The organism is Rhizobium sp. BK491, from assembly GCF_014194925.1.
Classification (GTDB): Bacteria; Pseudomonadota; Alphaproteobacteria; order Rhizobiales; family Rhizobiaceae; genus Rhizobium.
Window position 1 is genome coordinate 90,854 of the sequence record NZ_JACIAR010000001.1, and the last position, 22,984, is coordinate 113,837.

General features: G+C 60.0%; 21 protein-coding genes. 17 read left to right on the forward strand and 4 right to left on the reverse strand.

What is annotated here, in order from left to right:
• Positions 1–18 precede the first annotated feature (18 nt).
• From argS to FHX05_RS00585, 12 genes are all read left to right on the forward strand, one after another.
• Positions 19–1,779 carry an arginine--tRNA ligase gene (gene argS / locus FHX05_RS00530; RefSeq protein ID WP_112610335.1) on the forward strand — a complete coding sequence of 587 codons (1,761 nt, stop codon included), beginning with the start codon at positions 19–21 and terminating at the stop codon, positions 1,777–1,779.
• Positions 1,780–1,840: 61 nt separating this feature from the next.
• A complete protein-coding gene (locus FHX05_RS00535; protein ID WP_183870375.1) occupies positions 1,841–4,591 on the forward strand; it encodes an SPOR domain-containing protein in 2,751 nt (916 codons plus the stop codon).
• A gap of 124 nt (positions 4,592–4,715) precedes the next feature.
• Entirely contained in the window at positions 4,716–5,729 is a 1,014-nt protein-coding gene (nagZ, locus tag FHX05_RS00540) for a beta-N-acetylhexosaminidase (protein ID WP_183870376.1), read from the forward strand.
• 74 nt (positions 5,730–5,803) lie between these two features.
• Complete coding sequence (locus tag FHX05_RS00545; protein WP_051043255.1) at positions 5,804–6,601, forward strand: ScpA family protein; 798 nt, start codon at positions 5,804–5,806, stop codon at positions 6,599–6,601.
• An 81-nt stretch (positions 6,602–6,682) separates the two neighbouring features.
• Positions 6,683–7,330, forward strand: coding sequence for an SMC-Scp complex subunit ScpB (scpB, locus tag FHX05_RS00550; protein WP_210290309.1), 648 nt, complete (start codon positions 6,683–6,685; stop codon positions 7,328–7,330).
• A 247-nt stretch (positions 7,331–7,577) separates the two neighbouring features.
• Positions 7,578–7,784 carry a twin-arginine translocase TatA/TatE family subunit gene (locus FHX05_RS00555; RefSeq protein WP_015339687.1) on the forward strand — a complete coding sequence of 69 codons (207 nt, stop codon included), beginning with the start codon at positions 7,578–7,580 and terminating at the stop codon, positions 7,782–7,784.
• 54 nt (positions 7,785–7,838) lie between these two features.
• Positions 7,839–8,561, forward strand: a complete 723-nt coding sequence (gene tatB, locus FHX05_RS00560; protein WP_183870378.1) for a Sec-independent protein translocase protein TatB — start codon at positions 7,839–7,841, stop codon at positions 8,559–8,561.
• Positions 8,558–9,385, forward strand: a complete 828-nt coding sequence (gene tatC / locus FHX05_RS00565; RefSeq protein ID WP_183870379.1) for a twin-arginine translocase subunit TatC — start codon at positions 8,558–8,560, stop codon at positions 9,383–9,385. The genes tatB and tatC overlap by 4 nt, the downstream gene beginning before the upstream one ends.
• A gap of 99 nt (positions 9,386–9,484) precedes the next feature.
• Positions 9,485–10,768 (forward strand): serine--tRNA ligase, encoded by a 1,284-nt coding sequence (gene serS / locus FHX05_RS00570; protein ID WP_112415163.1) that lies wholly within the window; start codon positions 9,485–9,487, stop codon positions 10,766–10,768.
• Between the two features lie 15 nt (positions 10,769–10,783).
• Complete coding sequence (surE, locus tag FHX05_RS00575; RefSeq protein ID WP_183870380.1) at positions 10,784–11,548, forward strand: 5'/3'-nucleotidase SurE; 765 nt, start codon at positions 10,784–10,786, stop codon at positions 11,546–11,548.
• A 4-nt stretch (positions 11,549–11,552) separates the two neighbouring features.
• Positions 11,553–12,206 carry a protein-L-isoaspartate(D-aspartate) O-methyltransferase gene (locus FHX05_RS00580; RefSeq protein WP_183870381.1) on the forward strand — a complete coding sequence of 218 codons (654 nt, stop codon included), beginning with the start codon at positions 11,553–11,555 and terminating at the stop codon, positions 12,204–12,206.
• A gap of 170 nt (positions 12,207–12,376) precedes the next feature.
• Complete coding sequence (locus FHX05_RS00585; RefSeq protein ID WP_183870382.1) at positions 12,377–14,068, forward strand: peptidoglycan DD-metalloendopeptidase family protein; 1,692 nt, start codon at positions 12,377–12,379, stop codon at positions 14,066–14,068.
• An 82-nt stretch (positions 14,069–14,150) separates the two neighbouring features.
• On the opposite strand, the gene FHX05_RS00590 is transcribed toward FHX05_RS00585, so the two are convergent.
• On the reverse strand, positions 14,151–15,023 hold the full coding sequence (locus FHX05_RS00590) for an ATP-binding protein (protein WP_183870383.1): 873 nt from the start codon (positions 15,021–15,023) through the stop codon (positions 14,151–14,153).
• Positions 15,024–15,230: 207 nt separating this feature from the next.
• On the opposite strand from FHX05_RS00590, the gene yajC reads away from it, so the two are divergent.
• The 5 genes from yajC (at position 15,231) to FHX05_RS00615 (ending at position 20,086) form a co-directional block, all read left to right on the forward strand.
• On the forward strand, positions 15,231–15,578 hold the full coding sequence (yajC, locus tag FHX05_RS00595; RefSeq protein ID WP_015339695.1) for a preprotein translocase subunit YajC: 348 nt from the start codon (positions 15,231–15,233) through the stop codon (positions 15,576–15,578).
• Positions 15,579–15,737: 159 nt separating this feature from the next.
• Complete coding sequence (gene secDF, locus FHX05_RS00600) at positions 15,738–18,281, forward strand: protein translocase subunit SecDF (RefSeq protein WP_183870384.1); 2,544 nt, start codon at positions 15,738–15,740, stop codon at positions 18,279–18,281.
• 4 nt (positions 18,282–18,285) lie between these two features.
• Positions 18,286–18,672, forward strand: coding sequence for an Mth938-like domain-containing protein (locus tag FHX05_RS00605; RefSeq protein WP_112610155.1), 387 nt, complete (start codon positions 18,286–18,288; stop codon positions 18,670–18,672).
• 15 nt (positions 18,673–18,687) lie between these two features.
• Positions 18,688–19,548: a phytoene/squalene synthase family protein gene (locus FHX05_RS00610; RefSeq protein WP_183870385.1), complete on the forward strand. Its 861-nt coding sequence runs from the start codon at positions 18,688–18,690 to the stop codon at positions 19,546–19,548.
• Positions 19,549–19,624: 76 nt separating this feature from the next.
• Complete coding sequence (locus tag FHX05_RS00615; protein WP_112610157.1) at positions 19,625–20,086, forward strand: hypothetical protein; 462 nt, start codon at positions 19,625–19,627, stop codon at positions 20,084–20,086.
• 123 nt (positions 20,087–20,209) lie between these two features.
• Here the strand turns inward: FHX05_RS00615 and trmFO are convergent, their stop codons facing one another.
• From trmFO to FHX05_RS00630, 3 genes are all read right to left on the reverse strand, one after another.
• The gene (trmFO, locus tag FHX05_RS00620; RefSeq protein ID WP_183870386.1) at positions 20,210–21,646 is read right to left on the reverse strand and encodes a methylenetetrahydrofolate--tRNA-(uracil(54)-C(5))-methyltransferase (FADH(2)-oxidizing) TrmFO; all 1,437 of its coding nucleotides are present in this window, start codon (positions 21,644–21,646) and stop codon (positions 20,210–20,212) included.
• A 112-nt stretch (positions 21,647–21,758) separates the two neighbouring features.
• Complete coding sequence (locus tag FHX05_RS00625) at positions 21,759–21,902, reverse strand: DUF1127 domain-containing protein (RefSeq protein WP_069611985.1); 144 nt, start codon at positions 21,900–21,902, stop codon at positions 21,759–21,761.
• A gap of 307 nt (positions 21,903–22,209) precedes the next feature.
• On the reverse strand, positions 22,210–22,356 hold the full coding sequence (locus FHX05_RS00630; RefSeq protein ID WP_015339702.1) for a DUF1127 domain-containing protein: 147 nt from the start codon (positions 22,354–22,356) through the stop codon (positions 22,210–22,212).
• Positions 22,357–22,984 lie beyond the last annotated feature (628 nt).

Sequence of the window (22,984 nt, forward strand, 5' to 3'; positions counted from 1 at the left end):
TAATGCGTGGACGATATGATGAACCTTTTCACCGACTTCGAACTAAGAATTAAGAACGCTCTCGAACAAATTGATATTGTGCGGGAAAAGCGATCTGAGCTCGACTTCGGACGTATCGGCGTAGAGCCGCCGCGCGATGCCACTCACGGCGATGTCGCCACCAATGCGGCCATGGTTCTGTCCAAGCCGCTCGGCACGAATCCGCGTGCGCTTGCCGAAATCATCGTCGCCAAGCTGAAGGAAGATGCTGATGTCGCCGAGGTTTCGGTGGCCGGCCCCGGCTTCATCAATCTCCGTCTTTCGGTCGGCTATTGGCAGCGGCTGCTGTCCACGATGATCGCGGAAGGCGAAAAGTTCGGCCGTTCCAAGCTCGGCGAGGGGCAGACGGTCAATGTCGAATATGTTTCGGCCAACCCGACCGGGCCGATGCATGTCGGCCACTGCCGCGGCGCCGTCGTCGGCGATGCGCTGGCAAACCTGCTGGCCTTCTCCGGCTATGAGGTCACAAAGGAATATTACATCAACGATGCCGGCTCGCAGATCGACGTGCTCGCACGCTCCGTCTTTATTCGCTATCGCGAGGCGCTGGGCGAGCAGGTCGGCGAGATACCCCCGGGCCTTTATCCCGGTGATTATCTCGTTCCGGTCGGTGAAGCGCTCGCCAAGGAATTCGGCACCAAGCTACGCGGCATGCCGGAAGAGCAGTGGCTTCCGATCGTCAAGGACCGCGCCATCGACGCTATGATGGCGATGATCAGGGAAGACCTGGAGGCGCTGAACGTCCATCACGACGTATTCTTCTCCGAGCGCACCCTGCATGCCAATGGTGCGGCACTGATCCGCACCGCGATCAATGATCTTACGTTCAAGGGCTATGTCTACAAGGGCGCGCTGCCGCCGCCGAAGGGGCAGTTGCCGGAAGACTGGGAAGATCGCGAACAGACGCTCTTCCGCTCGACGGAAGTGGGTGACGATATCGACCGCCCGCTGATCAAGTCTGATGGTTCCTACACTTACTTTGCCGCCGACGTTGCTTACTTCAAGAATAAGTTCGACCGCGGCTTCAACGAGATGATCTACATCCTCGGCGCGGACCATGGCGGCTACGTCAAGCGGCTGGAGGCGGTGGCCCGCGGCATTTCCGATGGTGCTGCGAAGCTGACGGTGCTTCTATGCCAGCTCGTCAAACTGTATCGAAATGGCGAACCGGTGAAGATGTCGAAGCGCTCGGGCGATTTCGTCACCCTGCGCGAAGTCGTCGATGAGGTCGGCCGCGATTCGGTGCGCTTCATGATGCTTTACCGGAAGAATTCCGAGCCACTGGACTTCGATTTTGCCAAGGTTACCGAGCAATCGAAGGACAATCCGGTCTTCTACGTGCAGTATGCTCATGCCCGCTGCATGTCGGTCTTCCGTCAGGCCAGGGAAGCCTTCCCGGATCTCGATATAGCCTCGCTGGATCTGTCGAAAGCTGTCGTCGGCGCGATCTCTGATCCTACTGAATTGCAGTTGGTTGCGAAGATTGCGGAATTCCCGCGAATCATCGAAGCTGCAGCTCAGTCTCAAGAGCCGCATCGCATCGCTTTTTATCTTTACGATTTGGCCAGTTCCTTCCACGGACACTGGAATAAAGGTAAAGATTTACCGGAATTACGTTTTGTTAACGATAAGAACCGAGAATTGAGCATTGCCAGACTTGGGCTGGTGTACGCTGTCGCGTCGGTTTTGAAGTCGGGTCTTGGTATAACCGGGACCGCTGCACCGGACGAAATGCGATAAACGTCACCATTTACCCACATTACGCTGGCATCAGTTGAAGCGTTTTCGAGTGGAACGGGTGATGGCAGAAAAACAGTTCGCGTATCGCGCAAGCGGAAACGACAAGTTCTTTGCGGATGATGATCCGCTTGCGGAACTTGCTCGTATCGTAGGTTTCGAGCCGCGCCCCGCTGCTCAGGAGAGTGCTCCGGTTCAACGGCAGGATCCCGCCTTCAACCTCGAAGACGAGCTTCTTCGCGAATTCGAGCGGTACGATACGCCGCGAATGAGTCCGGCAAATGACATTTCGGCTCCGGCGGAGCAGGGGTCGCCGCCGAGCCATGAGCAGGCCGCTCTTCCAGCTGAGCCGGTACAGGCTGAGCCCAAGTTTGAAGAGCCGAAGTTCGAAGAGCCTGTGCCGCAGCCGGCGGCTCCCATCAAGCCGACGATCGGTGCTCGCGATCTGATCGACGAGCTCGAAATGTCGATTGCGCCGGTTTTGCAGCCGGCGCAAAAGCCCGTGTCCGTCGAGCCGCAACCGGCTGCTCCGGTGCTGAAGCCGACGCCGCAATCCGCTGCCGCCACCATAAGGCTGCCGCTTGCCAACTTTACGCTGGCAACCCCGGCTGCCCCGCGTGAGCAATTCACGCCGGCTGCTGTTCCCTCACCGAAGGCCGCTTCCGACGAAGCGCTGTTCGATAACGCCGTCGATTTCGAGGCGTTCGGCCCTGTGGAGCCTGCGCGCGCTCTGGAGCCAGTCGCTCGGCCCGCCATATCCCAGCCGGCTCCGGCCGTCTTTCATGCGCCCGAGCCGCCAAAGGTGGTCAAGGCCGATCCGGCCGCACTTTCGGCTGAGATCGATGCCCTCCTGGCTGATGTGAATCGCTATCCGGTTCCATCCAAGACCGATGCGCCGGTTGCTAAGGAAGAGCCAGCTTTCGAAGATTTCAGCGCCTCCTTCTCGGAGCTTGCAGAACTGCCGGTCGCTCCGGCCCCTGTAGCACAGCGCGAAGAGGCAAAGCCAATTACCTTCGGTGCGGAAGATCCCTTCACCGATCAGGACTTCGAATTCGATCTGGCCGATATCGAGATGGAACTTGCTGGTCTCGATTTCGCTGAGGCCGATAAGTCTTCTGCCGCACGGCAGTCGGCTGCCGCCGCTCCGATGGCGGAGCCGGCCCTTTCCCGTGCAACGCCCGTTGCGCCTGCGCCTGCTGCTCCGGTATTTGCCGCCGCAGCGCCCCGGCCCGTGCAACCTATCCAAACGTCTGCCGCAAATGCTGCGCCTGCAGCGACTATGGCCGCGCCGATATTCGAAGCCGATCAGCCACTGCCGTTTGATCCGACGGAAATCGCCGAGACGGAGGAGCGTGTCGAAACCTTCGAGGGTTCCCATGTTCCGCATCTGCCGGCAATCGAGCCGGAGGAGCCGATCGCGGTGCCGTCGGAATTTGATTTCGATCTCGATTCGGAAATGGCGAGCCTGCTCGGTACTCCGGCCAAGGAAGCGGCACCTGAACCGATCAAGCCGGCTGTTGCCGCCGCACTTGGTGGTGCCGCTGCCGCCGCTTCCTGGTCGAAGAATGCTGCTGCCCAGCCTGCCGTGCCCGTCGCAAAGCAGCCGATCGAAGAGTTCGACGAGTTCGAGCGTGCACTGGAAGAGGACTTCCGCCGCAGCTATCGCGAAGCCGTGACGCCTGTCGAGAATGTCGCCAGGATGACGCTGAACCCCGCGGCCAACCGTCGCCCGGTTCGCTCCGTTCGTGGAATGGTGACGACTGCCGCTGTCATCGTGGTTCTTGGCGTCGGTGCTTATGGCGCCTACAGCTGGATCCGCCACGGAGCGCCGATCTCCAGCTTCTCGGGTGAGCCGCGCGTGATTGCAGCCGACAGCGATCCGGTAAAGGTCGCTCCGGAAAATCCAGGCGGCACCGTCGTTCCGAATCAGGACAAGGCCGTCTACGACCGCGTTGCCGGCGACAGCACAGCGGCGCCGAAGCAGAAGGAGCTTGTCTCCTCCAACGAGCAGCCTGTCGATGTCGTCCAGAAGACGCTGATTCCCGAAGCCGTATCTCCGGATGACGGCAGCGGCGATCAGGTCACGCCGACGCCGGTCGGTGAAACCGAAGATCCACGCCTGCTGCCGAACCAGGATGGCGGCAACACCAATGTCGCCGCCAACAACGACGAACAGGTGCCGTCGGTCTCGCCGCGCAAGGTGCGCACGATGATCGTCAAGGCGGATGGTTCACTGGTGCCGCGCGACGAGCCGGTTGCCGATACGACGACTGCAGCCGCCAAGCCGGCAAACAATCCGGTCGCATCCACCAATTCGCGCCCGTCTCCAGCAAATGCCCCGACGGCAGCTCAGTCGGATAATACGGATGCCGCTAGCGCGGAGAGCACGCCGATCCGCGTCGTCAAGACGAACCCGGTTCCGACGGCACGTCCGGAGCCTGCCGCCAAGGCGAATACGGCTGCTCCGGCCCAGGAAGCCCACGCTCAAGCTCAGCCCAAGGCCCAGCCGAAGCAGGTCGCATCTGCTAGCCCGGCGACTGCAACTCCGGCTGCCACCTCCGCTGCAAGTGGCGGCGCTTACGGTGTGCAGATCGCATCCCTGCCGACCGAGGCCGACGCGCAGAAGTCGCAGGCAAACCTCAAGGTCAAATTCGCCAGCGTCATCGGCAACCATCCTCTGGAGATTCGCAAGGCCGATATCGCCGGCAAGGGCACATATTATCGCGTCCGCGTCGTCGCCGGCTCGAAGGATGATGCCGCTGCCATCTGCACGCGCTATCGCGCCGCCGGCGGCACCTGCCTGATTTCGAAGTAAAATCAGATACGAAACTTGGAAAACGGCGAGCATCGGCTCGCCGTTTTTATTTGGAGCGCGCTGTTCCTGTGCATCTCCGCTTGACGTCACTCGCATTTCCCGGCGCAAGCCTTATGATTCGGATATGACCGAATCGAAATCCATGATCCTCGGCTGTAGCGGCCACACCATAACCCCCGAAGAGCGATCCTTTTATCAGGGGGAGCAGCCCTGGGGCTTTATCCTGTTCGGACGCAATATTTCCGAGCCGGCGCAGATCGCCGATCTCGTTGCGTCCCTGCGCGACAGCGTCGGCCGTGACGCAGCGGTTTTCATCGATCAGGAAGGCGGCAGGGTGCAGCGCATCCGTCCGCCGATCCTGCAACATTATCCCTCGGGGCAGGCACTCGGCGATATCTATCGCCAGGATCGCGAACGAGGCCTGCGTGCCGCATGGCTGATGTCGCGGCTCCACGCCTTCGATTTGCTGAAGTTTGGCATCAATGTCGATTGCTTGCCGGTGCTGGACGTGCCTGTGGAGGGATCGAGCAACGTCATCGGTAATCGCGCCTATGGCTCCGATCCGGTGACGGTGACGGAGATGGGGCGTGCTGCCGCGGAAGGTCTGAAAGCCGGCGGCGTGCTGCCCGTTATGAAGCATATGCCCGGCCATGGCCGCGGCTTTGCCGATTCGCATCATGAATTGCCTGTTGTTTCGGTTCCGCGCGCGGAGCTGGAGGCGCACGATTTCGCGCCTTTCGTGGCTCTCAAGGATGAGCTGATGGCAATGACCTGCCATGTCGTCTTCACCGATATCGATCCGGAGAACCCGGCCACGACGTCGCGCAAGGTGAACGAGGAGATTATCCGTGGCTATATCGGTTTCCAGGGGCTACTCCTGTCGGACGATACCTCGATGAATGCGCTGAAGGGCACGATTGGCGAGCGCGCAGCAAATATTGTTGCGGGCGGATGCGATATCGTGCTGCATTGCAATGGTGTCATGGACGAGATGCAGCAGGTGGTTCGCAATGTTCCCGCGCTGGCGGGTGCATCGCTGGCAAGGGCCAAGGCGGTCGAAGCGGCTTTCGGCAGGAATGATGGTGCCGATGAAGCCTCTATTCGGGCGGAATTCGACGCGATCTTCGCCGTAGCGTAAAGCCGGACTTCTAGGAACGGACGGGTGACAGAGTGAGCGGCAGCACGGACAAGCTTCAGCAGGCGGCAACGCCGATGGACAAGCTCTGGCAGGAAGGCGAGGCGCAGCGCGGCTCGCACGAACCGTCGCTTGTCGTCGATCTTGCCGGCTTTGAAGGACCGCTCGATCTTCTGCTGCATCTCGCGCGCACCCAGAAAGTCGACCTTTCCCGAATCTCCGTTCTGGCGCTTGCCGAGCAATATCTTCAGTTCATCGACAGCGCCCGGCGCATCCGTATAGAGCTTGCGGCCGATTATCTCGTCATGGCCGCATGGCTCGCCTATTTGAAATCCAAGCTGCTCATCCCGCAGCAGAGCAAGGAAGACGGGCCGACGGGCGAGGAGATGGCGGCAACGCTTGCCTTCCGCCTGAAGCGCCTTGAGGCCATGCGCGATGCCGCAACCGATCTCGTCAATCGCAACCGCCTCGGCCGCGATATCTTCGCGCGTGGCGCGCCGGAGCATATTCCAGATCGCCGCCAATCGGCCTTCGATGCCAGCCTTTATGATCTCCTGACCGCCTATGCCAGCCTGCGTCAGCGCCAGGCCGTGACCCAGGTGACGATCGAGAAGCGCCGTGTCTGGTCGCTCGCCGATGCCCGCGTCATCCTTGACCGCATGATCGGTGAAATTACCGATTGGACAGCCCTGGAGCATTATCTGCTGAGCTATATGACGACTTCAAGCGAACGGGCGACGGCGATCGCCAGCGCCTTTGCAGCTTCGCTCGAACTGGTGCGCGAGGGGCAGCTCGAAATTCGTCAGGAAGGCGCGTTTCAGCCGCTTTACATGCGGCGCGGGCCGAAGCATTCGTCACTGGAAGCAGCTGAATAGGGCAGGGAACGCGTGACGAAATCGGACGACGAACAGCAGCATGTTGGGCACGAGGCGGAGACGCCCGATGCGGACGATCGTCTGCTGAGCGAGGCCGAGCGCATCGCCGAAGCGTTGGTTTTTGCCTCGGCGCAGCCGGTTTCCGAAGCTTTCATTGCCGAGCGCGTGGCGCGTGGCATCGATATTGCAGCCATTATGCAGAAGCTCAAGGCCGATTACGCGATGCGTGGCGTCAATCTCGTGCAGGTGGATGGCGCCTGGGCCTTCCGTACGGCCGCAGATCTCTCCTTCGTGATCCGGCGCGATGAAAGTGAGGTACGCAAGCTGTCCCGTGCTGCGCTGGAAGTGCTGGCCATTATCGCCTACCACCAGCCCGTCACGCGTGCCGAGATCGAAGATATCAGGGGCGTGCAGACCTCCAAGGGTACGCTCGACGTGCTAATGGAAGCCGGCTGGGTCCGCTTCCGTGGTCGTCGGCGCACGCCCGGACGGCCGGTGACGCTCGGCACGACGCGCGATTTCCTCGATCATTTCGGCCTGGAAGAGCTGCGGGATCTGCCTGGTCTCGAAGAGTTGAGGGGGGCAGGGCTGCTCTCGGGCCGTATCCCGGCCAATTTCAACATTCCCTCGCCATTGATGAGTGATGAGCTCACCGAGGATGAAGATCCGATCACGCAGCTGGATCTGGAGGAACTCGGCATCCTGCCACCGAGCGGCTCAAGCGATTGAACCATCGGCCTGTTCCTGAAAGGCGGCCGCAATCGCATCGGCAGAATTTTCGCGAAACGGAGCGTCAGGTCTCTCTTTCGCCATCAGCGGGTGCGAATATAATAATCATCCTCTCGGCTTGGAGACGTTCGGTCGCCCGCATCGGCGTTCGCTATCCCGATATGCGTGGATGTACTACATTTTCGTGTTTGAAAAACATCCGCAAACGTCTTACATCGAAAAGACACTGTAATTGGGAGTTAAAGCAATGGGTTCTCTAAGCATATGGCACTGGCTGATTGTCCTGGCCATCGCGCTGTTGTTGTTCGGCCGTGGAAAGATTCCGGAGCTGATGGGTGATGTCGCCAAGGGCATCAAGAGCTTCAAGAAGGGCATGAACGACGACGAGGATACGTCGACATCCGCGACGACGACGTCCCGTACGGTCGAGCACAAGGCTGACGAAACGAAGTAATCATGTCGGGCAGGCGCAAGCTGAAAGGCTTGCCGTTAGCCCAGGAGCCTTTGCATGTTCGATATAGGCTGGTCCGAGCTTGTGGTTATTGGCGTCGTGGCTTTGGTGGTGATTGGCCCCAAGGAGTTGCCGTCGACATTGCGGACCATCGGTAAGATGACGGCGCGGGCCAGGAAGGTCGCTGGCGACTTTCGTGCCCAGTTTGATGAAGCCATGCGCGAGGCGGATCTGGACGATGTCCGCCAGACGATTGCCGACGCCCAGAAGCTCAATCCGGTCAACTCACTGCGGGAAGCCATGAACCCGCTGCGTGAAATGGGCAATGAGATAAAGGCCGATCTGCAGCGTGTGGCGACGCCGGAGAAAGCAGCTCCGGCCGCGACGCCGTTGCCGTCTGAGCCGGTTCCTGGTGTCACTTCCGGCCTGCCGGAAGCTCTTGCGGCCTCATCTCTGACGTCTGCCGGTTCGAGCAACCCGTCGCCGGCGGCTGCCGAGACAGTGGCCGCAATCGTTCCGCAGCCGATTGCCGCTGCAAGCGAACCCGCCGAGAAGCCAAAGGCCGTGCGTAAGCCGCGCTCGAAGGCTGTCGCCAAGTTCGACGAGGTCGCAGTCGCTGCCGTTCAGACACCGATCGTGACGGAAAAACCAAAGCGAGCCCCGCGCAAGGTCGCGACCGCTGCTGCCGCAGAGAAAGCGCCTCCGGCTCCCAGGAAGCGTGCGGCTGCCACAGCGAGCAAGACCACGCCTAAAACGCCCAAGAAGAAGGACCAGGCATGACGGGTGACATCGACGATAAGCCGCAGCCGCTTATCGAACACCTTATGGAATTGCGCACGCGGCTGATCTGGTCGCTCGTTGCGTTCTTCGTTGCCTTCATCGGATGTTTCGCTGTGGCGAAGCATCTCTTCAATTATCTGGTCTATCCATACAAATGGGCCGTCGAATGGGCTCATCTCGATCTCGCGAAGTCCGAACTGATCTACACCGCGCCGCAGGAATTCTTCTTCACGCAGGTGAAGGTCGCAATGTTTGGCGCCTTGGTGATTTCATTCCCGATCATCGCCGCGCAGATCTATAAGTTCGTGGCGCCGGGTCTCTATAAGAACGAGCGTTCCGCCTTCTTGCCGTTCCTGATCGCGTCGCCGATCCTGTTCCTCATGGGCGCTGCACTTGTCTACTTCTTCTTTACGCCCATGGTCATGTGGTTCTTCCTGAAGATGCAGCAGGCGCCAGCCGAAGGTCAGGTGGGCATCGCGCTGTTGCCGAAGGTCTCGGAATATCTGAGCCTCATCATGACGCTGGTCTTTTCGTTCGGCCTCGTCTTCCAGCTTCCCGTCATCACGACGCTGCTTGCGCGCGTCGGCCTGCTGACGTCGGCCTGGCTCGCGGAAAAGCGCAAGTTCGCCATCGTTTTCGCCTTTATCGTCGCCGCCGTGCTGACACCGCCAGATCCGATGTCCCAGATCGGCCTTGCACTGCCGACGATCCTTCTCTACGAGATTTCCATCTATGCGGCGAGACTCGTAGAACGCCAGCGTAGCCGGCAAACGCTTGAAGAGAGTGGCGGGACTTCCGAGATCACCGAGACGGACGACGTCTAGGCGAGGAAGGTTCAGCCTCGTTCCCCAGCTATTGCCGTTTCGACCTCCGACCGAGACCTCGGTCGGAGCTATACTTATGTCAAACGACCTGGAACGAAGATGCTTGATATCAGATGGATTCGTGAGAATGCCGAAGCTTTCGATGCAGCGCTTGCAAAGCGCGGTGCGGAGCCTCAGTCGCAAAGCCTCATAGCGCTCGATGAGAAGCGCCGCTCCGTCGTCCAGTCCGTCCAGGACATGCAGTCCCGCCGCAACGCCGCGTCCAAGGAAATCGGCGCGGCGATGGCGCAGAAGAACAGCGAGCTTGCCGAAAAGCTGAAGGCGGAAGTTGCCGACCTCAAAGTTTCGCTTCCGGCTGCGGAAGAAGAAGAGCGCACGCTGACGGCCGAGCTCAATGATGCGCTGTCGCGCATTCCGAACATCCCGCTCGAGGACGTGCCCGTCGGCAAGGACGAGCACGACAACGTCGTAAAGCATCTCTGGGGCTCCAAGCCCACATGGAACCATCAGCCGAAAGAGCACTTCGAAATCGGTGAAGCGCTCGGCTACATGGATTTCGAGCGCGCAGCAAAACTGTCAGGCTCGCGCTTTACGGTGCTGACCGCGCAGCTTGCTCGTCTTGAGCGCGCGCTTGGCCAGTTCATGCTTGATCTCCACACCAGCGAGCATGGCTATACCGAAGTCAGCGCACCGCTGATGGTACGCGACGAGGCGATGTTCGGAACAGGTCAGCTGCCGAAATTTTCCGAGGATTCGTTTAGGACCACGGACGGCCGCTGGCTGATCCCGACGGCGGAGGTTTCGCTGACCAATCTCGTTTCCGGCGAGATCCTTGATCAAGAGAAGCTGCCACTGCGCTTCACGGCTCTGACGCCATCCTTCCGCTCGGAAGCAGGCTCCGCCGGCCGCGACACGCGAGGCATGCTGCGCCAGCATCAGTTCTGGAAGTGCGAGCTCGTGTCGATCACCGATGCGGAAAGCTCCGTTGCCGAACATGAGCGGATGACGGCTTGCGCGGAAGAGGTGCTAAAGCGCCTCGGTCTGCATTATCGCGTCATGACGCTCTCGACCGGCGATATGGGCTTTGGCGCACGCAAGACCTACGATCTTGAGGTCTGGCTGCCGGGGCAGGATACCTATCGCGAGATTTCGTCCTGCTCGGTCTGTGGAGATTTCCAGGCGCGGCGCATGAACGCCCGCTACCGCGGCAAGGACGATAAGAACACCAAATTCGTTCACACGCTGAACGGTTCTGGCACTGCAGTCGGTCGCTGCCTCATCGCCGTCCTTGAGAATTATCTCAATGCCGACGGCTCGGTCACGGTCCCCGACGCACTCCTGCCATATATGGGTGGTCTGAAGAGGATCGAAAAAGCAGCATAATCGGGTGGTGGGGCGATGCGTATTCTTCTGACCAATGATGACGGCATTCATGCCGAAGGTCTGGCGGCGTTGGAGCGTATCGCCCGCACTCTGTCCGACGATGTCTGGGTTGTCGCGCCCGAGACGGATCAGAGCGGACTTGCCCACTCATTGAGCCTTTCCGAGCCGTTGCGCATGCGCAAGGTTTCCGAGAAGCATTATGCACTCAGGGGAACGCCGACGGATTGCGTCATCATGGCGATCCGCCAGGTGATGGACGTCAAGCCGGATATGGTGCTTTCGGGCGTCAATTCCGGCTCGAACGTTGCCGACGACGTCACCTATTCCGGCACCATAGCCGGTGCCATCGAGGGCACCCTGCAAGGTGTTCGTTCCTTTGCGCTGAGCCAAGCCTATCTCTATGAAAACGGCTCCCGCGTTGTGCCCTGGGATGTCGCCGAAACGCATGCGCCTGCTTTGCTCAACAAGCTGATGACTGTCGATTTGCCTGACGGGACGTTCCTCAATCTGAACTTTCCGAACTGTCGCCCCGACGAGGTCCATGGCGTGGAGGTGACCGCACAAGGCAATCTTGCCTTCAACGTGCAGGTCGAGGAGCGGGCCGACGGCCGCGGATTCCCATATTATTGGCTTCGCTTCGGCGAGCGAAACGGTATCTTCCGTCCGGGCACTGATATTCAGGCGTTGAAACAAAATCGTATTTCGGTAACGCCTTTGAAACTCGATTTGACGGATTATTCGGCGCAGGACCGCGTGGCGCGGGCGCTCGGTATGGAGTAGCGGATTGACACCTCGTTTGGTGGAAAAGGAAGGCTTTGCGGCCGTGGTGTTGCGGCTGCGGGCAGAGGGCATATTGGATATCGATCTGATGACGGCGGTCGAGCAGACACCGCGCATGCCTTTCGTGCCGATGCAGTTTGCCGATGATGCCTATTCCAGCCGGACGATTCCAATCGATTGCGGTGCCTTCATGGAAGGCATCGATTTGGTAGTGCGTATTCTTCACAGCCTGAAGATCAAGCCTGGCCACCGCGTGCTCGAAATTGGTACGGGCAGCGGCTTCACCGCTGCCGTCATGGGGCGGATCGTCGAGCGCGTGCTGACGGTCGATCGCTACAAGACGCTGACGACATCGGCGCAGCAGCGCATGGATGCGCTCGGCCTGCGTAATGTCATCATCCGCCAGGCGGACGGCAGCGCCGGTTTGCCGGGCGAGGGCACGTTCGACCGCATTCTGGTCACTGCCGCCTTTACCACGATGCCGCGCTTCTATGCAGAACAGCTGGTGTCCGGCGGCTCGATGATAGCCCCGCTTATCGTCGATGAGCATACGTGTCGTCTGGTGCGCCTGACGAAGACGGGAAGCCGATTCGAGCGCGAAGAATTATTCGACGTTCCCTACCAGCCCATCGTTCCCATGCTCGCCTCCTATCTTTGAGGCTCAAATCGGGCTGACGCCCCTATGGAAGCGGGCGATTGGCGCCGTTTCATTTTCTATGGTTATCAATTCCTCAAAAAAACACATGCTGCACCAGTGCTTTAACCGCATGGTAAGATTAACGCGCTTTAATCGACCCATAATCGGTTGCGTCTTAAGTGGGTCGAGTCATGGGTTTCAGTCTTTCTTCAAACGTCAGCAAATCGGCAGGGAAAGTCCTGGTGGCCGTTCTTCTGGCGAGCACTGCCACAGCTTGCAGTTCGGACACGACCCGCTTCAGCGGTCTTTTCAACAAGACGGACAATGTAACGACCGGCTCGATCAACCGGCGCGGCCTCAATGGTCCGAATGGTGATCCGGTGCCCCGCGCCGACGTTGCTCAGGCTGGCGGCTACGGCCAGCAGGATTATTCGCAGCAGAGCGCGCCGGTGTCGCAACCATACCCGAATTCTCCGGCTCGCTATAACCCATCCTATTCCAGCGCACGGGCTTCGACCGCTCCTGTCGCAATTCAGCGCGCCGATCTCGCTCCTCCCGGCGCTTCCGCCAATGCCGGTCGTCCTCGTGCGGTATCGCAGGGACAAGCCGAAGCGCTCGCGCAGCCGTTCCCCTCGTCGCGTGGCAATGGATCCCGTGCCGCACCGGCGCTTGCTCCCGATACAATGTCTACCGGCACGATCAAGGCGGCCGCCGCGCAGCAGATGTCTCCCGGCTGGACTACGGTCAATGCCCCGAGCGTGACGCTGCATCAGGGTGAAAACATTGCGCTGCTGTCGCGCCGCTATGGCGTTCCGGAAAAGGAGATCCTGCGCGCGAATGGCCTGCGCAATGGCGCCGCGGCGCAGCCAGGCCAGCAGATCATCATCCCGACGATGAATGGGGCAGGTGTCTCAGGTCCGGCCAAGATGGCCGCTGAAGCGACGGATCTTTCTAAGGGCGGCAAGATGCCCGGTCCGGCCAAGGCGCCGCAGCAGGAAGCGCTTGCGCTGCCTTCCGGCAACCAAATGCGCGGCAAGTCCCAGGCTGGCCTTGCCGATCCCAATAAGCTCGCCGCCGGCAATGGCAAGGGGCCAACGCCGAAGGGCACTTACGTCGTCAAGCCAGGTGACTCGCTGGCGAGAATTGCCAAAGAAAGCGGCGTGAGCGTCGCCGAACTGAAGCGTGCGAACAACATGCAGGCCGGCGACAGTATTCGCATCGGTCAGGCACTCGCGTTGCCGCACGGTGGTGTCGCTGCCGCAGATCCGGTCAAGACCGCTTCGATCGAGCCGCAGAAGGCGTCGGTCAAGCCGGGCGCAGTGCCTGTAGAGCCGAAGCAGGCCGCTGCCGACCCCATCGCCAAGCAAGCACCTAAGGTTACCGCCCATGCCGATGCGGCAGCTGATGCCCCCGCCAAGCCGAAGGAAGTTGCATCCGCTTCGCCGGGCCAGTCCATCAATGATGCCGCAAAGTCGGATGCGCAGGCCGATGCGCCTGAGGCGACCGGTATCGGCAAGTATCGCTGGCCAGTTCGCGGCGCTGTCGTCGCCGGCTACGGCGCCAACGTCAACGGCAGCCGCAATGATGGCATCGACATCTCCGTTCCGGAGGGCACGCCGATCAAGGCTGCCGAAAACGGTGTCGTCATCTATGCGGGCAACGGCCTAAAGGAGCTCGGCAACACCGTCCTCGTCCGCCACGACGACGGCACGGTAACGGTCTATGGCCACGCGGATGCGCTTAGCGTCGCTCGCGGCCAGAAAGTCCAACGCGGTCAGACGCTCGCCACATCAGGCATGAGCGGCAATGTCAGCCAGCCGCAGCTGCACTTCGAAGTCCGCAAGAATTCGGCCCCGGTCAACCCAATGACGTTCCTTGAATAGGTAGTGCGTCTCAAGGACTCTGCAAAAAGCCCGGTCAATGCCGGGCTTTTTGTCGTTTATGGCGATGTTGATCGCTTGAGGATCAATCACGCTCCAGCACGATGCGCAGCCGGCCGGCCAGATCCTGGATATATTGCCAGGCGACGCGACCGGAACGGGCGCCGCGGGTCGTCGCCCACTCCAGGGCTTCGTGATGCATTTGGGCGCGATCAAGATCGAGCTTGAAGTGATCGGCATAGGCATCGATCATCTGCAGATAGTCTTCCTGGCTGCATTTATGAAAGCCGAGCCAGAGGCCGAAGCGATCGGAGAGCGAAACCTTTTCCTCGACGGCTTCCGAAGGATTGATGGCGGTCGACTGTTCGTTTTCCATCATATGACGCGGCAGCAGGTGGCGGCGGTTGGATGTCGCATAGAACAGCACATTATCAGGCCGTCCCTCGACGCCGCCGTCCAAAGCCGCCTTCAGCGACTTATAGGCAGTGTCGTCATGATCGAAGGAGAGATCGTCGCAGAAGATGATGATGCGATGCGGCGTTGCCTTCAGGATATCGAGCAGCACTGGCAGCGAGGAAATATCCTCGCGATGGACTTCAATCAGCTTCAGTGAAACGCCGGTCGCCCGACGCACGTCTTCATGCACTGCTTTGACGAGCGAGGATTTGCCCATGCCGCGCGCGCCCCAGAGCAGCACGTTGTTGGCCGCGAAACCTTCCGCGAAACGCAGCGTATTTTCGTGCAGAATATCGCGCACGTGATCGACGCCACGGATGAGGGTGAGCGCCACACGGTTCGGCCGTGGTACCGGCTGCAGATAGAGTCGGGCAGGGACCCAGACGAAGCAGTCGGCGGCATTCCATTCATTGACGGCCGGGGCCGGTCCGGCCAGGCGTTCGACAGCGTCGGCAAGGCGACGCACTTCGGCAAGGATCAGGGCGTTTTGGTCTTCAGTCACCGTTTCCTCCTGAATATTGAACAAGAAAGTCGTAAAATGCGCGCGCTGTCTTGCCGGGTATCATGCTCTTTTGGGGGCTGAAAGGCTAACAGACCGGGAAAACGGTACGGTTGACGGCTGTTTTTGTTGCATTCGCCATGCGCGTAACTATATTCCGGCCACCTGACGCGGGGCCTTGCTCCCGCTAGGAGTTCAAGGGAGTTCTCGATGTTTATCACCAACGCATATGCGCAGAGCGCAACAGATTCGGCCGCGAGCGCCTTCGGCGGTTCCGGCTTTGAAATGATCATCCTGTTTGTGCCGCTGATGGTCGTTTGGTATTTCCTCCTCATCCGTCCGCAGCGCGCGCAGGCGAAGAAGCGTGACGAGGTCCTGAAGAATATTCGTCGCGGTGATCAGATCGTCACCAGCGGCATCGTCGGCAAGGTCACGAAGGTGATCGACGAAAAGGAACTGGAAGTCGAGATCGCCGATGGCGTGCGCATCCGCGTTGTCCGCAGCGCTATTTCCGAGGTTCGCGTCAAGGGTGAGCCCGTCAAGGCGGATGCCGCGTAAGGCTCTTTCCGAGAGGCGGCTCCCGCTGCCGCTGCGCATCTTCCAAATTCGAGATCGACTTTCTTGAAGGATTGTGCACAAATTCAAGGTGTTACTGCGCCCTTTGCATTTTCGTTCGAAAGGGAGGGCGCAGTAGGGAAATCCTAATTCGAGAGAGCGATGCTGCACGTCTCCTGGTGGAAGACCACCCTGATCTGGTTCGTCGTTCTCTTGAGCGTGCTTCTGGCCGCTCCCAATCTTCTTGGCGAGCGCGCGCTTTCATTCCTTCCGACATGGTGGGTACACCGAAAGATCGAGCTTGGCCTCGATCTTCGGGGCGGATCGCATCTGCTGCTGAAGATGGAACGGGGCGATGTCGAGAAGGATCGCCTGGAAAGTATTGTCGGCGATATCTCCACCCGGCTGCGTACCGTCAATGTCGCCTATTCGGGCCTGACCGGCACTGGCCGCAAGATCCAGCTTCGCATCAATGATCCCGCACAGGTCCAGGCGGCCTTGACGGCACTGCAGCCGCTGACATCAGGACCGGATAAGCCGTCCGTGGTTCTATCTCAGGGTGACAACGGTGCGCTGACGCTCGATATCACCGATACCGATATCGACAGCCATGTGTCATCGGCGACCGCACGCGCGATGAAGGTCATCCACGCCCGCATCGCACAACTCGGCGTAGGCGAACCCGTAATCCGCAGGCAAGGGTCTGACCGCATCGTCGTGCAGGTGCCGGATCTTGCCGATGCGCAGCGGCTGAAGAACCTTCTCGGCCAACCCGCCAAACTCAGCTTCCGCCTGATAGATCAGTCGATGTCGGTCCAGGACGCTATGGACAAGCAGCCGCCGGCCGGGTCCGATGTGCTATTTTCCGAAGATGATCCGCCCGTTGGCTATCTCGTGCAGCGGCAGCCGCTGCTTTCGAACATCGATTTTTCCGATGCCGTCGCGGTCGTTGACAATCAAAAAGGCGAGGGTACGGTCTCCGTGAAGCTGACGCAGGAGGCGACCCACCGCTTCGCACAATCGACGGCCAGCAATCTCGGCAGGGTCATCGTTGTCGTGCTTGACGACCAGGTCATCTCCGCGGCCTCGCTGAAGACGGTCATAGCAACGGGCGAGATCGACGTTCCCGGGGATTTCACGGCCCAGGGCGCCCAGGATCTTGCCGTCATGGTCAAGAGCGGACCATTGCCCGCGACGCTGACGACGGTCGAAGAGCGGACCATTCAGCCCGGTCTTGGTGGCGAAACGGCACGTTATGGCCTGATTGCCTGCATTGCCGCCGCGGTCTTCGTCGCCGCCTTGATGATCGGTTTCTATCGCCTGCTCGGCATCATCGCGACCATCTCGCTCGTCATCAACATGATCATGGTCGCGGCGCTCATGGGCTTGCTCGGTATCACCCTGACCTTGCCCGGCGTTGCGGCAATCGTTCTCATCATCGGCATCGGCCTCGATGCGCTGGTGCTGATCTATGAGCGTGTGCGCGAGGAGGAGAAGAAGACCCATCTTCTTGTCGATGCGCTGCGCCACGGCTTCAACCGCGCAGCTGCGACCGTGGCCGATGCCAATCTGACAGTGCTGATCGTTGCCGCCATTCTCTTCTACGCTAGCACGGGCGCGGTGCGCGGCTTTGCCGCGACGCTGATGGTCGGCGTTATCTCGACCTTCTTCACCTCCTGCTTCGTCACGCGGTCGCTGGTGAATATTTGGATTTCACACCGCAAGCCGCGTACTTTGCTGGTTGGCGTCAGCAGCGGCATTTTTGATAATGCCAATATTCGCTTCATGGGCATCCGCCGCTATACATTTACGGTCTCCGCCGCCCTGTCCGTCATCACGCTCATTGCCTTCGCGACGGTCGGCATGCACCTCGGCATCGATTTTGCCGGCGGATCGATCATCGAGGTCCGCGCCAAGCAGGGTGTTGCCGACGTTGTTGATATTCAGACGCGCCTTGAAGCCGTCGTACCTGGCGACGTGCGCGTCGAGCGGCTGGCCGATCGGCTTGGCGCCGTGGTTCGTGTCCATGCGCAGGACGGTGGCGAGAACGCCGAACAGTCGGCCGTTTCCCTGGTGCAGGACGAATTGAGCAAGAACTACAATTTCTCTCGCGTCGAGGTCGTCGGCCCGGCGGTATCGGGAGAAATCACCTTGACGGCCTCCCTTGCCGTCCTGGCGGCGCTGGCAGCAATTCTGATCTACATCTGGCTTCGATTCGAATGGCAATTCGCAGTCGGCGCGATCATCGCGACACTGCACGATGTCATCCTGACGCTCGGCCTCTTCGTGCTATCAGGCATGGAATTCAACATGACCGGCATTGCCGCGATCCTGACGATTGTCGGCTATTCGCTGAACGACACGGTTGTCGTCTATGACCGCATGCGCGAAAACCTGAAGCGCTATTCGCAGATGCCGTTGCCGATTTTGATCGATGCCTCCATCAATCAGACACTATCTCGTACCATTTTGACATCCGCGACGACGCTTCTGGCGCTGCTCGCGCTCTATATTTTCGGCGGCGAGGTGATCCGTGCCTTCACCTTCGTCCTGCTTTTCGGCGTCGCAGTCGGCACTTTCTCGTCGATTTATATTGCGGCGCCCGTGCTGATCCTGTTCAAGCTGCGGCCGGACAAGTTCCAGACCGGCGGTGAGAGCAATGGACCCGCAGCCGGCAACATCCAGTCAGGCAAACCAGCGGTGTGATACAGTGGCTAAAGGTATAGAAATCCGAAACGCGCATTTCCCCGGACGCGCGCCGATCGACGCTTACGGAAATGGTGGCTTCCGTTTTGCCGACATGTCGCATCGCGGCTCGCTGCTTTGCCTGCCCTCGGGCATCTACGGCTGGGACATGCTGCAGGGCGATGCGCTGACGCCGGATCGCTTCCAGAAGGTTCTCGATGAAGCTGCCGAGATCGAAGTGCTGCTCGTCGGCACCGGCATGGAGCTGCGACCGCTTCCCGCCGAGTTGAAGGCTGCCCTGCGTGGAAGGCAGATTTCGTCCGACCCGATGAGCACCGGCGCTGCCGTGCGCACATTCAACATCATGCTGTCCGAATCGCGCGCCGTGGCCGCCGCGCTGATCGCCGTCTGATATTCGGATCCAGGTATGACGATAACAGCTGCGCCCCGTAGCAACCGGGACATCTGCCTCGCAACGCTTCGCGACACCGATCGCGATCGCTATCTCGCCTGCCTGCTGGCGCCGGAAGAGAAGCGCCCTGCGCTGGCCGCGCTCTATGCCTTCAATGCGGAGTTGGCGCGCGTGCGCGATCTCGTGCACGAGCCACTGCCCGGCGAGGTGCGCATGCAGTACTGGCGCGATCTCCTGGAGGGGCAATCTCACGGATCGAGCGAAGCCAATCCGCTGGCCTCCGAGCTTCTGACCGCGATCGAAGAATATCGCTTGCCGCGCCAGACGCTGATTAACATGATCGATGCGCGCATCTTCGATCTCTACGACGATCCCATGGAAAGTCGCAGCAGCCTGGAAGGCTATGCCGGCGAGACGGCGTCTGCTCTCATCCAGCTTGTAAGCCTGGTTTTGTCTGCCGACGAGGCGAAGCGCTCCGCCGATGCCGCCGGCCATGCGGGCGTTGCTCAGGCAATCGCCGGATTGCTGCTTCTGATGCCGCTTAATCGCCATCGCGGCCAGGTGTACCTTCCGCTGGAGATCCTCTCGGCGACAGGGCTTGACCGCGACAGTTTTCTCGCTGGTGAAGACAAGCCGCGCATTTCGGCAGCGGTCGAAGCCTTCGCCGGTCTTGGTCGCGAGCATCTCGCCAAGGCGAGGGCGGCAGGCGCCATACCGCAGGCCGTATTCCCCGCCTTTCTGCCTGTTACCTTGGCCGAGCCTGTCCTGCAGAAGGCACAGAAGCTTGGCGCGGACATCTTCGATCGATCCCTTGTGGTGCCGCAATGGCGCCGGCAGCTGCGCATGGCGATAGCGTCGATCACAAAGAAAATCTAAAATACACCAAGCTCGCGCAAGTCTCGGCGTCTATGGAGATGGCCGGCACTTGATTTGCATTTTAGGGGGATCTGCCGTGGGTATTGTCGTCTGGTGCATATTGTTCGCGATCGTCATCTTCATTGCCTATTACGCGACGCGCATGGCATCGCAGAACAAGGAAGACGGCCTGCACGATACCGGCCTTGCCATTCTGGAATTCGGCCGTGCCTTTCCGACCGAAGCGATCCGGCAATTGCAGGCAACCGCAGACGGGCAGGCGGTCTTCGTGCGGCTCCACGATGACAAAGCCGGCTTTATGCGCAACGTGCGCAATCATTTCAGCGTCCATCTGATCGAGCCTGGCAAGGCGCGTGCCAAGATTTCAGCAACCGGACGCGGCTTGATCGTCGATTTCCTCGATGTTCCACATCACAACGGCACGTTCGAGTTCAAGACGCCGGCGGAAGCTGCGGAGGTCTCGCTCTGGCTGCTCGGCAACTATGTCGCCGGCGAAGACGCGAAACTCGAGCACCACGCGCCGCCGGCAACAAGCTGAAGATCAAGAAAGCCGCTGGAGCATTTCCAGGAAAAGTGCGCAGCGGTTTTCCGTCCGGAATGCGTCAGGAAACAAGAAGATAGAGCGTTTTCGCTATTCGAAGAAAAGCGAAAATGCTCTAGGTCAGGCGCTTTCCGCCAACACGGGCGCCGGCACGCCGAGCCAGCCAGCGCAATCGGCAAGCGCACGCTTGGCGATGAGCTGACGTTTCATGATGGTCTTGTCCTTGCCGCGGAAGCGCTTGACGCCTTCCGGCTTGACGATCGATCCCGGCTCCAGTTCCGGGAAAAGCCCAAAATTGATATTCATCGGCTGGAAGGAGCGTTTGCCCGGCTCCTCGTCCGAAACGATATGGCCGCCGGTAATGTGATTCAGCAGCGAGCCGAGCGCCGTCGTATCCGGTGGCAGCGACGGTGCTTCGCCCCTGCGCTCAGCGGCGGCGAAGCGGCCGGCGAGCAGGCCGATGCTGGCGCTTTCGACATAGCCTTCGCAGCCGGTGATCTGGCCGGCAAAACGCAGGCCCGGCCGGGATTTCAGCACCAGCGAGCGGTCGAGCAGGGTCGGCGAGTTGATGTAGGTATTGCGGTGCAGTCCGCCGAGGCGTGCGAATTCCGCATTCTCAAGGCCGGGAATGAGCCGAAAGATTTCCGCCTGCGCGCCATATTTCAGCTTCGTCTGGAAGCCGACCATGTTGTAGAGCGTGCCGAGCGCATTGTCCTGCCGCAGCTGCACGACCGCATAGGCCTTGACCGTCGGATTATGGGCATTGGTCAGTCCCATCGGCTTCATCGGGCCGTGGCGCAGCGTCTCACGCCCGCGCTCCGCCATGACCTCGATCGGCAGGCAGCCGTCGAAATAGGGCGTACCTTCCCATTCCTTGAAGCCAACGGCATCGCCGGCGATCAGCGCATCGAGGAAGGCATTGTACTGGGCCTCGTCCATCGGGCAGTTGATATAATCTTTGCCCGTACCGCCGGGACCGACCTTGTCGTAACGCGACTGATACCAGCAAATGTCCATGTTGATGCTATCGCGATAGACGATTGGCGCAATGGCATCGAAGAAGGCGAGCGCATCCGCGCCGGTTTCAGCCTGGATGGCGCTCGCAAGATCAGGCGCAGTCAGCGGACCGGTGGCGATGATCGCCTGGTCCCAATCCCTCGGCGGCAGGCCCTGGATTTCCTCGCGGAGAACTGTGATCAGCGGGTGGCTCTGTACCGCCTGCGTCACGGCAGCCGAAAAGCCGTCGCGATCCACAGCAAGCGCGCCGCCGGCCGGCACCTGATGCCTGTCCGCACATGCCATGATGAGCGAACCCGCCATGCGCATTTCCGCATGGATGACGCCGACGGCATTGCTGGTGGCATCGTCGGAGCGGAATGAGTTGGAGCACACCAGCTCGGCAAGATCGTCCGTCTTGTGCGCTTCCGTGCCGCGCACGCCGCGCATTTCATGCAGGATGACCGGAACGCCGGCATTGGCGATCTGCCATGCGGCTTCCGAGCCCGCGAGGCCGCCGCCGATGACGTGAATGGGAGAGTGGGAAGTGATCTGTGTCATGCGCGCGTCATTATCACGGGCAGGCCGGCGATCCAATTGATTTGCTGACAGCCGGAATCAAAAACGGCGCCGAAAGGCGCCGTCTTGAGGCAGTCTGCTTAGTCCGTTCCTATTAACGGAAAGAACGAGCAGCGATGTTGCGGATTTCGTAACGGCTGACGCCGATGTCCGAAAGGGTCTGGCTGGAGAGGTTGCCAAGTTCGTTCAGAGTGCGGCGGTAGCTGATCCAGTTCTTTGCAATGCGAATCGGGTTCATGATCTTTTCCTCAGTATCTTGTTTGCGGGCGGTACGATTACCGCCTCAGCGCTTGCACTCTATATAGGCGCGAAGAGACTGATTGTGCAGTGCAAAGAAGAGGCGTCTGCCATGCATTTGTGCAATATGACGCCCAAAAAGCAGTCGATGCTCAAAATTTGTGTGCTTTGCAAATGGGGAATAGCTCGCAGCGGAATCGATTATGCTGCGTCTGCTCAGTCGATAGGCAAAAAAAAGAACGCCCGCCGCGGAGGTCCGCAACGGGCGTTGAGAAGGCTTTCGCTGTTGGGCGAAGCCTATCCGGCTGTTAACGGCCGGTGGCTTCGCGGGCAACGCGATGGATGTCGGCGCGGTCGATGCCGAGGTCGTGCAGTTCACGCGAGCTCATGCGGCCGAGTTCGTTGACGGTCTGACGATACTTGCGCCAGTTGTTGAAGGAGCGGGTCAGGTTCATTGGAGTCCCTTTCGAGGATCAAGGGATCGAGCAGTTCCGTGATTGGTTCCGTCGTCGATCTAATGGATTTAAATATATGCTGCGCCGCGAAAACTAAAAGCGCGAAAGCTTCATGCCACCTATGCGCCACATGCAAGTCTTATGGTGTTTTGCCTAAGATGATGGCTTCTTTGTGTGCATATCACGACCAACCGGGTTCGCCGCTGGAAGTCAATTTCGAGCAAGTGTCGGACATTCCGAAGCGCTTGCCGGCGGCGGCCCGCTTTTAGCCATCTTTTCGCCGGCCCTGCTATTTTGGAGGGCCCGAATTCCGCTGCGAACTGCCATGCGGCCTTTCGATTGTAGTCCGCTGGCCAACATGCGCATCTGCGCAGCATAAACCGATTTAAGGGAGGTAAAAAAATAACGCCCACCGCGGGAGGAGGATGCGATGGGCGTCATTTGTGGTGATTGACGACTGGGAGGAGGAGTGTCGTCAATCGATCGGAGCGCATTGGGAGGAGGAGTATGCGGCTCCGAATATGGTGTCGGGATATCCATCCCCAGGCTTGATCCGATCTGAAGCGGCCCGGCGCGCCACCGCCGTTTTGTTGCCTGATAAATAGTATGACTTTTCGAATTTGTGCAG

What these genes read in the sequence shown, in the direction of transcription:
- argS (WP_112610335.1), top strand. Translation starts at nt 19, where the DNA reads ATGAACCTTTTCACCGACTTCGAACTAAGAATTAAGAACGCTCTCGAA.
- FHX05_RS00535 (WP_183870375.1), top strand. Translation starts at nt 1,841, where the DNA reads ATGGCAGAAAAACAGTTCGCGTATCGCGCAAGCGGAAACGACAAGTTC.
- nagZ (WP_183870376.1), top strand. Translation starts at nt 4,716, where the DNA reads ATGACCGAATCGAAATCCATGATCCTCGGCTGTAGCGGCCACACCATA.
- FHX05_RS00545 (WP_051043255.1), top strand. Translation starts at nt 5,804, where the DNA reads ATGGACAAGCTCTGGCAGGAAGGCGAGGCGCAGCGCGGCTCGCACGAA.
- FHX05_RS00555 (WP_015339687.1), top strand. Translation starts at nt 7,578, where the DNA reads ATGGGTTCTCTAAGCATATGGCACTGGCTGATTGTCCTGGCCATCGCG.
- tatB (WP_183870378.1), top strand. Translation starts at nt 7,839, where the DNA reads ATGTTCGATATAGGCTGGTCCGAGCTTGTGGTTATTGGCGTCGTGGCT.
- tatC (WP_183870379.1), top strand. Translation starts at nt 8,558, where the DNA reads ATGACGGGTGACATCGACGATAAGCCGCAGCCGCTTATCGAACACCTT.
- serS (WP_112415163.1), top strand. Translation starts at nt 9,485, where the DNA reads ATGCTTGATATCAGATGGATTCGTGAGAATGCCGAAGCTTTCGATGCA.
- surE (WP_183870380.1), top strand. Translation starts at nt 10,784, where the DNA reads ATGCGTATTCTTCTGACCAATGATGACGGCATTCATGCCGAAGGTCTG.
- FHX05_RS00585 (WP_183870382.1), top strand. Translation starts at nt 12,377, where the DNA reads ATGGGTTTCAGTCTTTCTTCAAACGTCAGCAAATCGGCAGGGAAAGTC.
- yajC (WP_015339695.1), top strand. Translation starts at nt 15,231, where the DNA reads ATGTTTATCACCAACGCATATGCGCAGAGCGCAACAGATTCGGCCGCG.
- secDF (WP_183870384.1), top strand. Translation starts at nt 15,738, where the DNA reads ATGCTGCACGTCTCCTGGTGGAAGACCACCCTGATCTGGTTCGTCGTT.
- FHX05_RS00610 (WP_183870385.1), top strand. Translation starts at nt 18,688, where the DNA reads ATGACGATAACAGCTGCGCCCCGTAGCAACCGGGACATCTGCCTCGCA.
- trmFO (WP_183870386.1), bottom strand. Translation starts at nt 21,646, where the DNA reads ATGACACAGATCACTTCCCACTCTCCCATTCACGTCATCGGCGGCGGC.
- FHX05_RS00625 (WP_069611985.1), bottom strand. Translation starts at nt 21,902, where the DNA reads ATGAACCCGATTCGCATTGCAAAGAACTGGATCAGCTACCGCCGCACT.
- FHX05_RS00630 (WP_015339702.1), bottom strand. Translation starts at nt 22,356, where the DNA reads ATGAACCTGACCCGCTCCTTCAACAACTGGCGCAAGTATCGTCAGACC.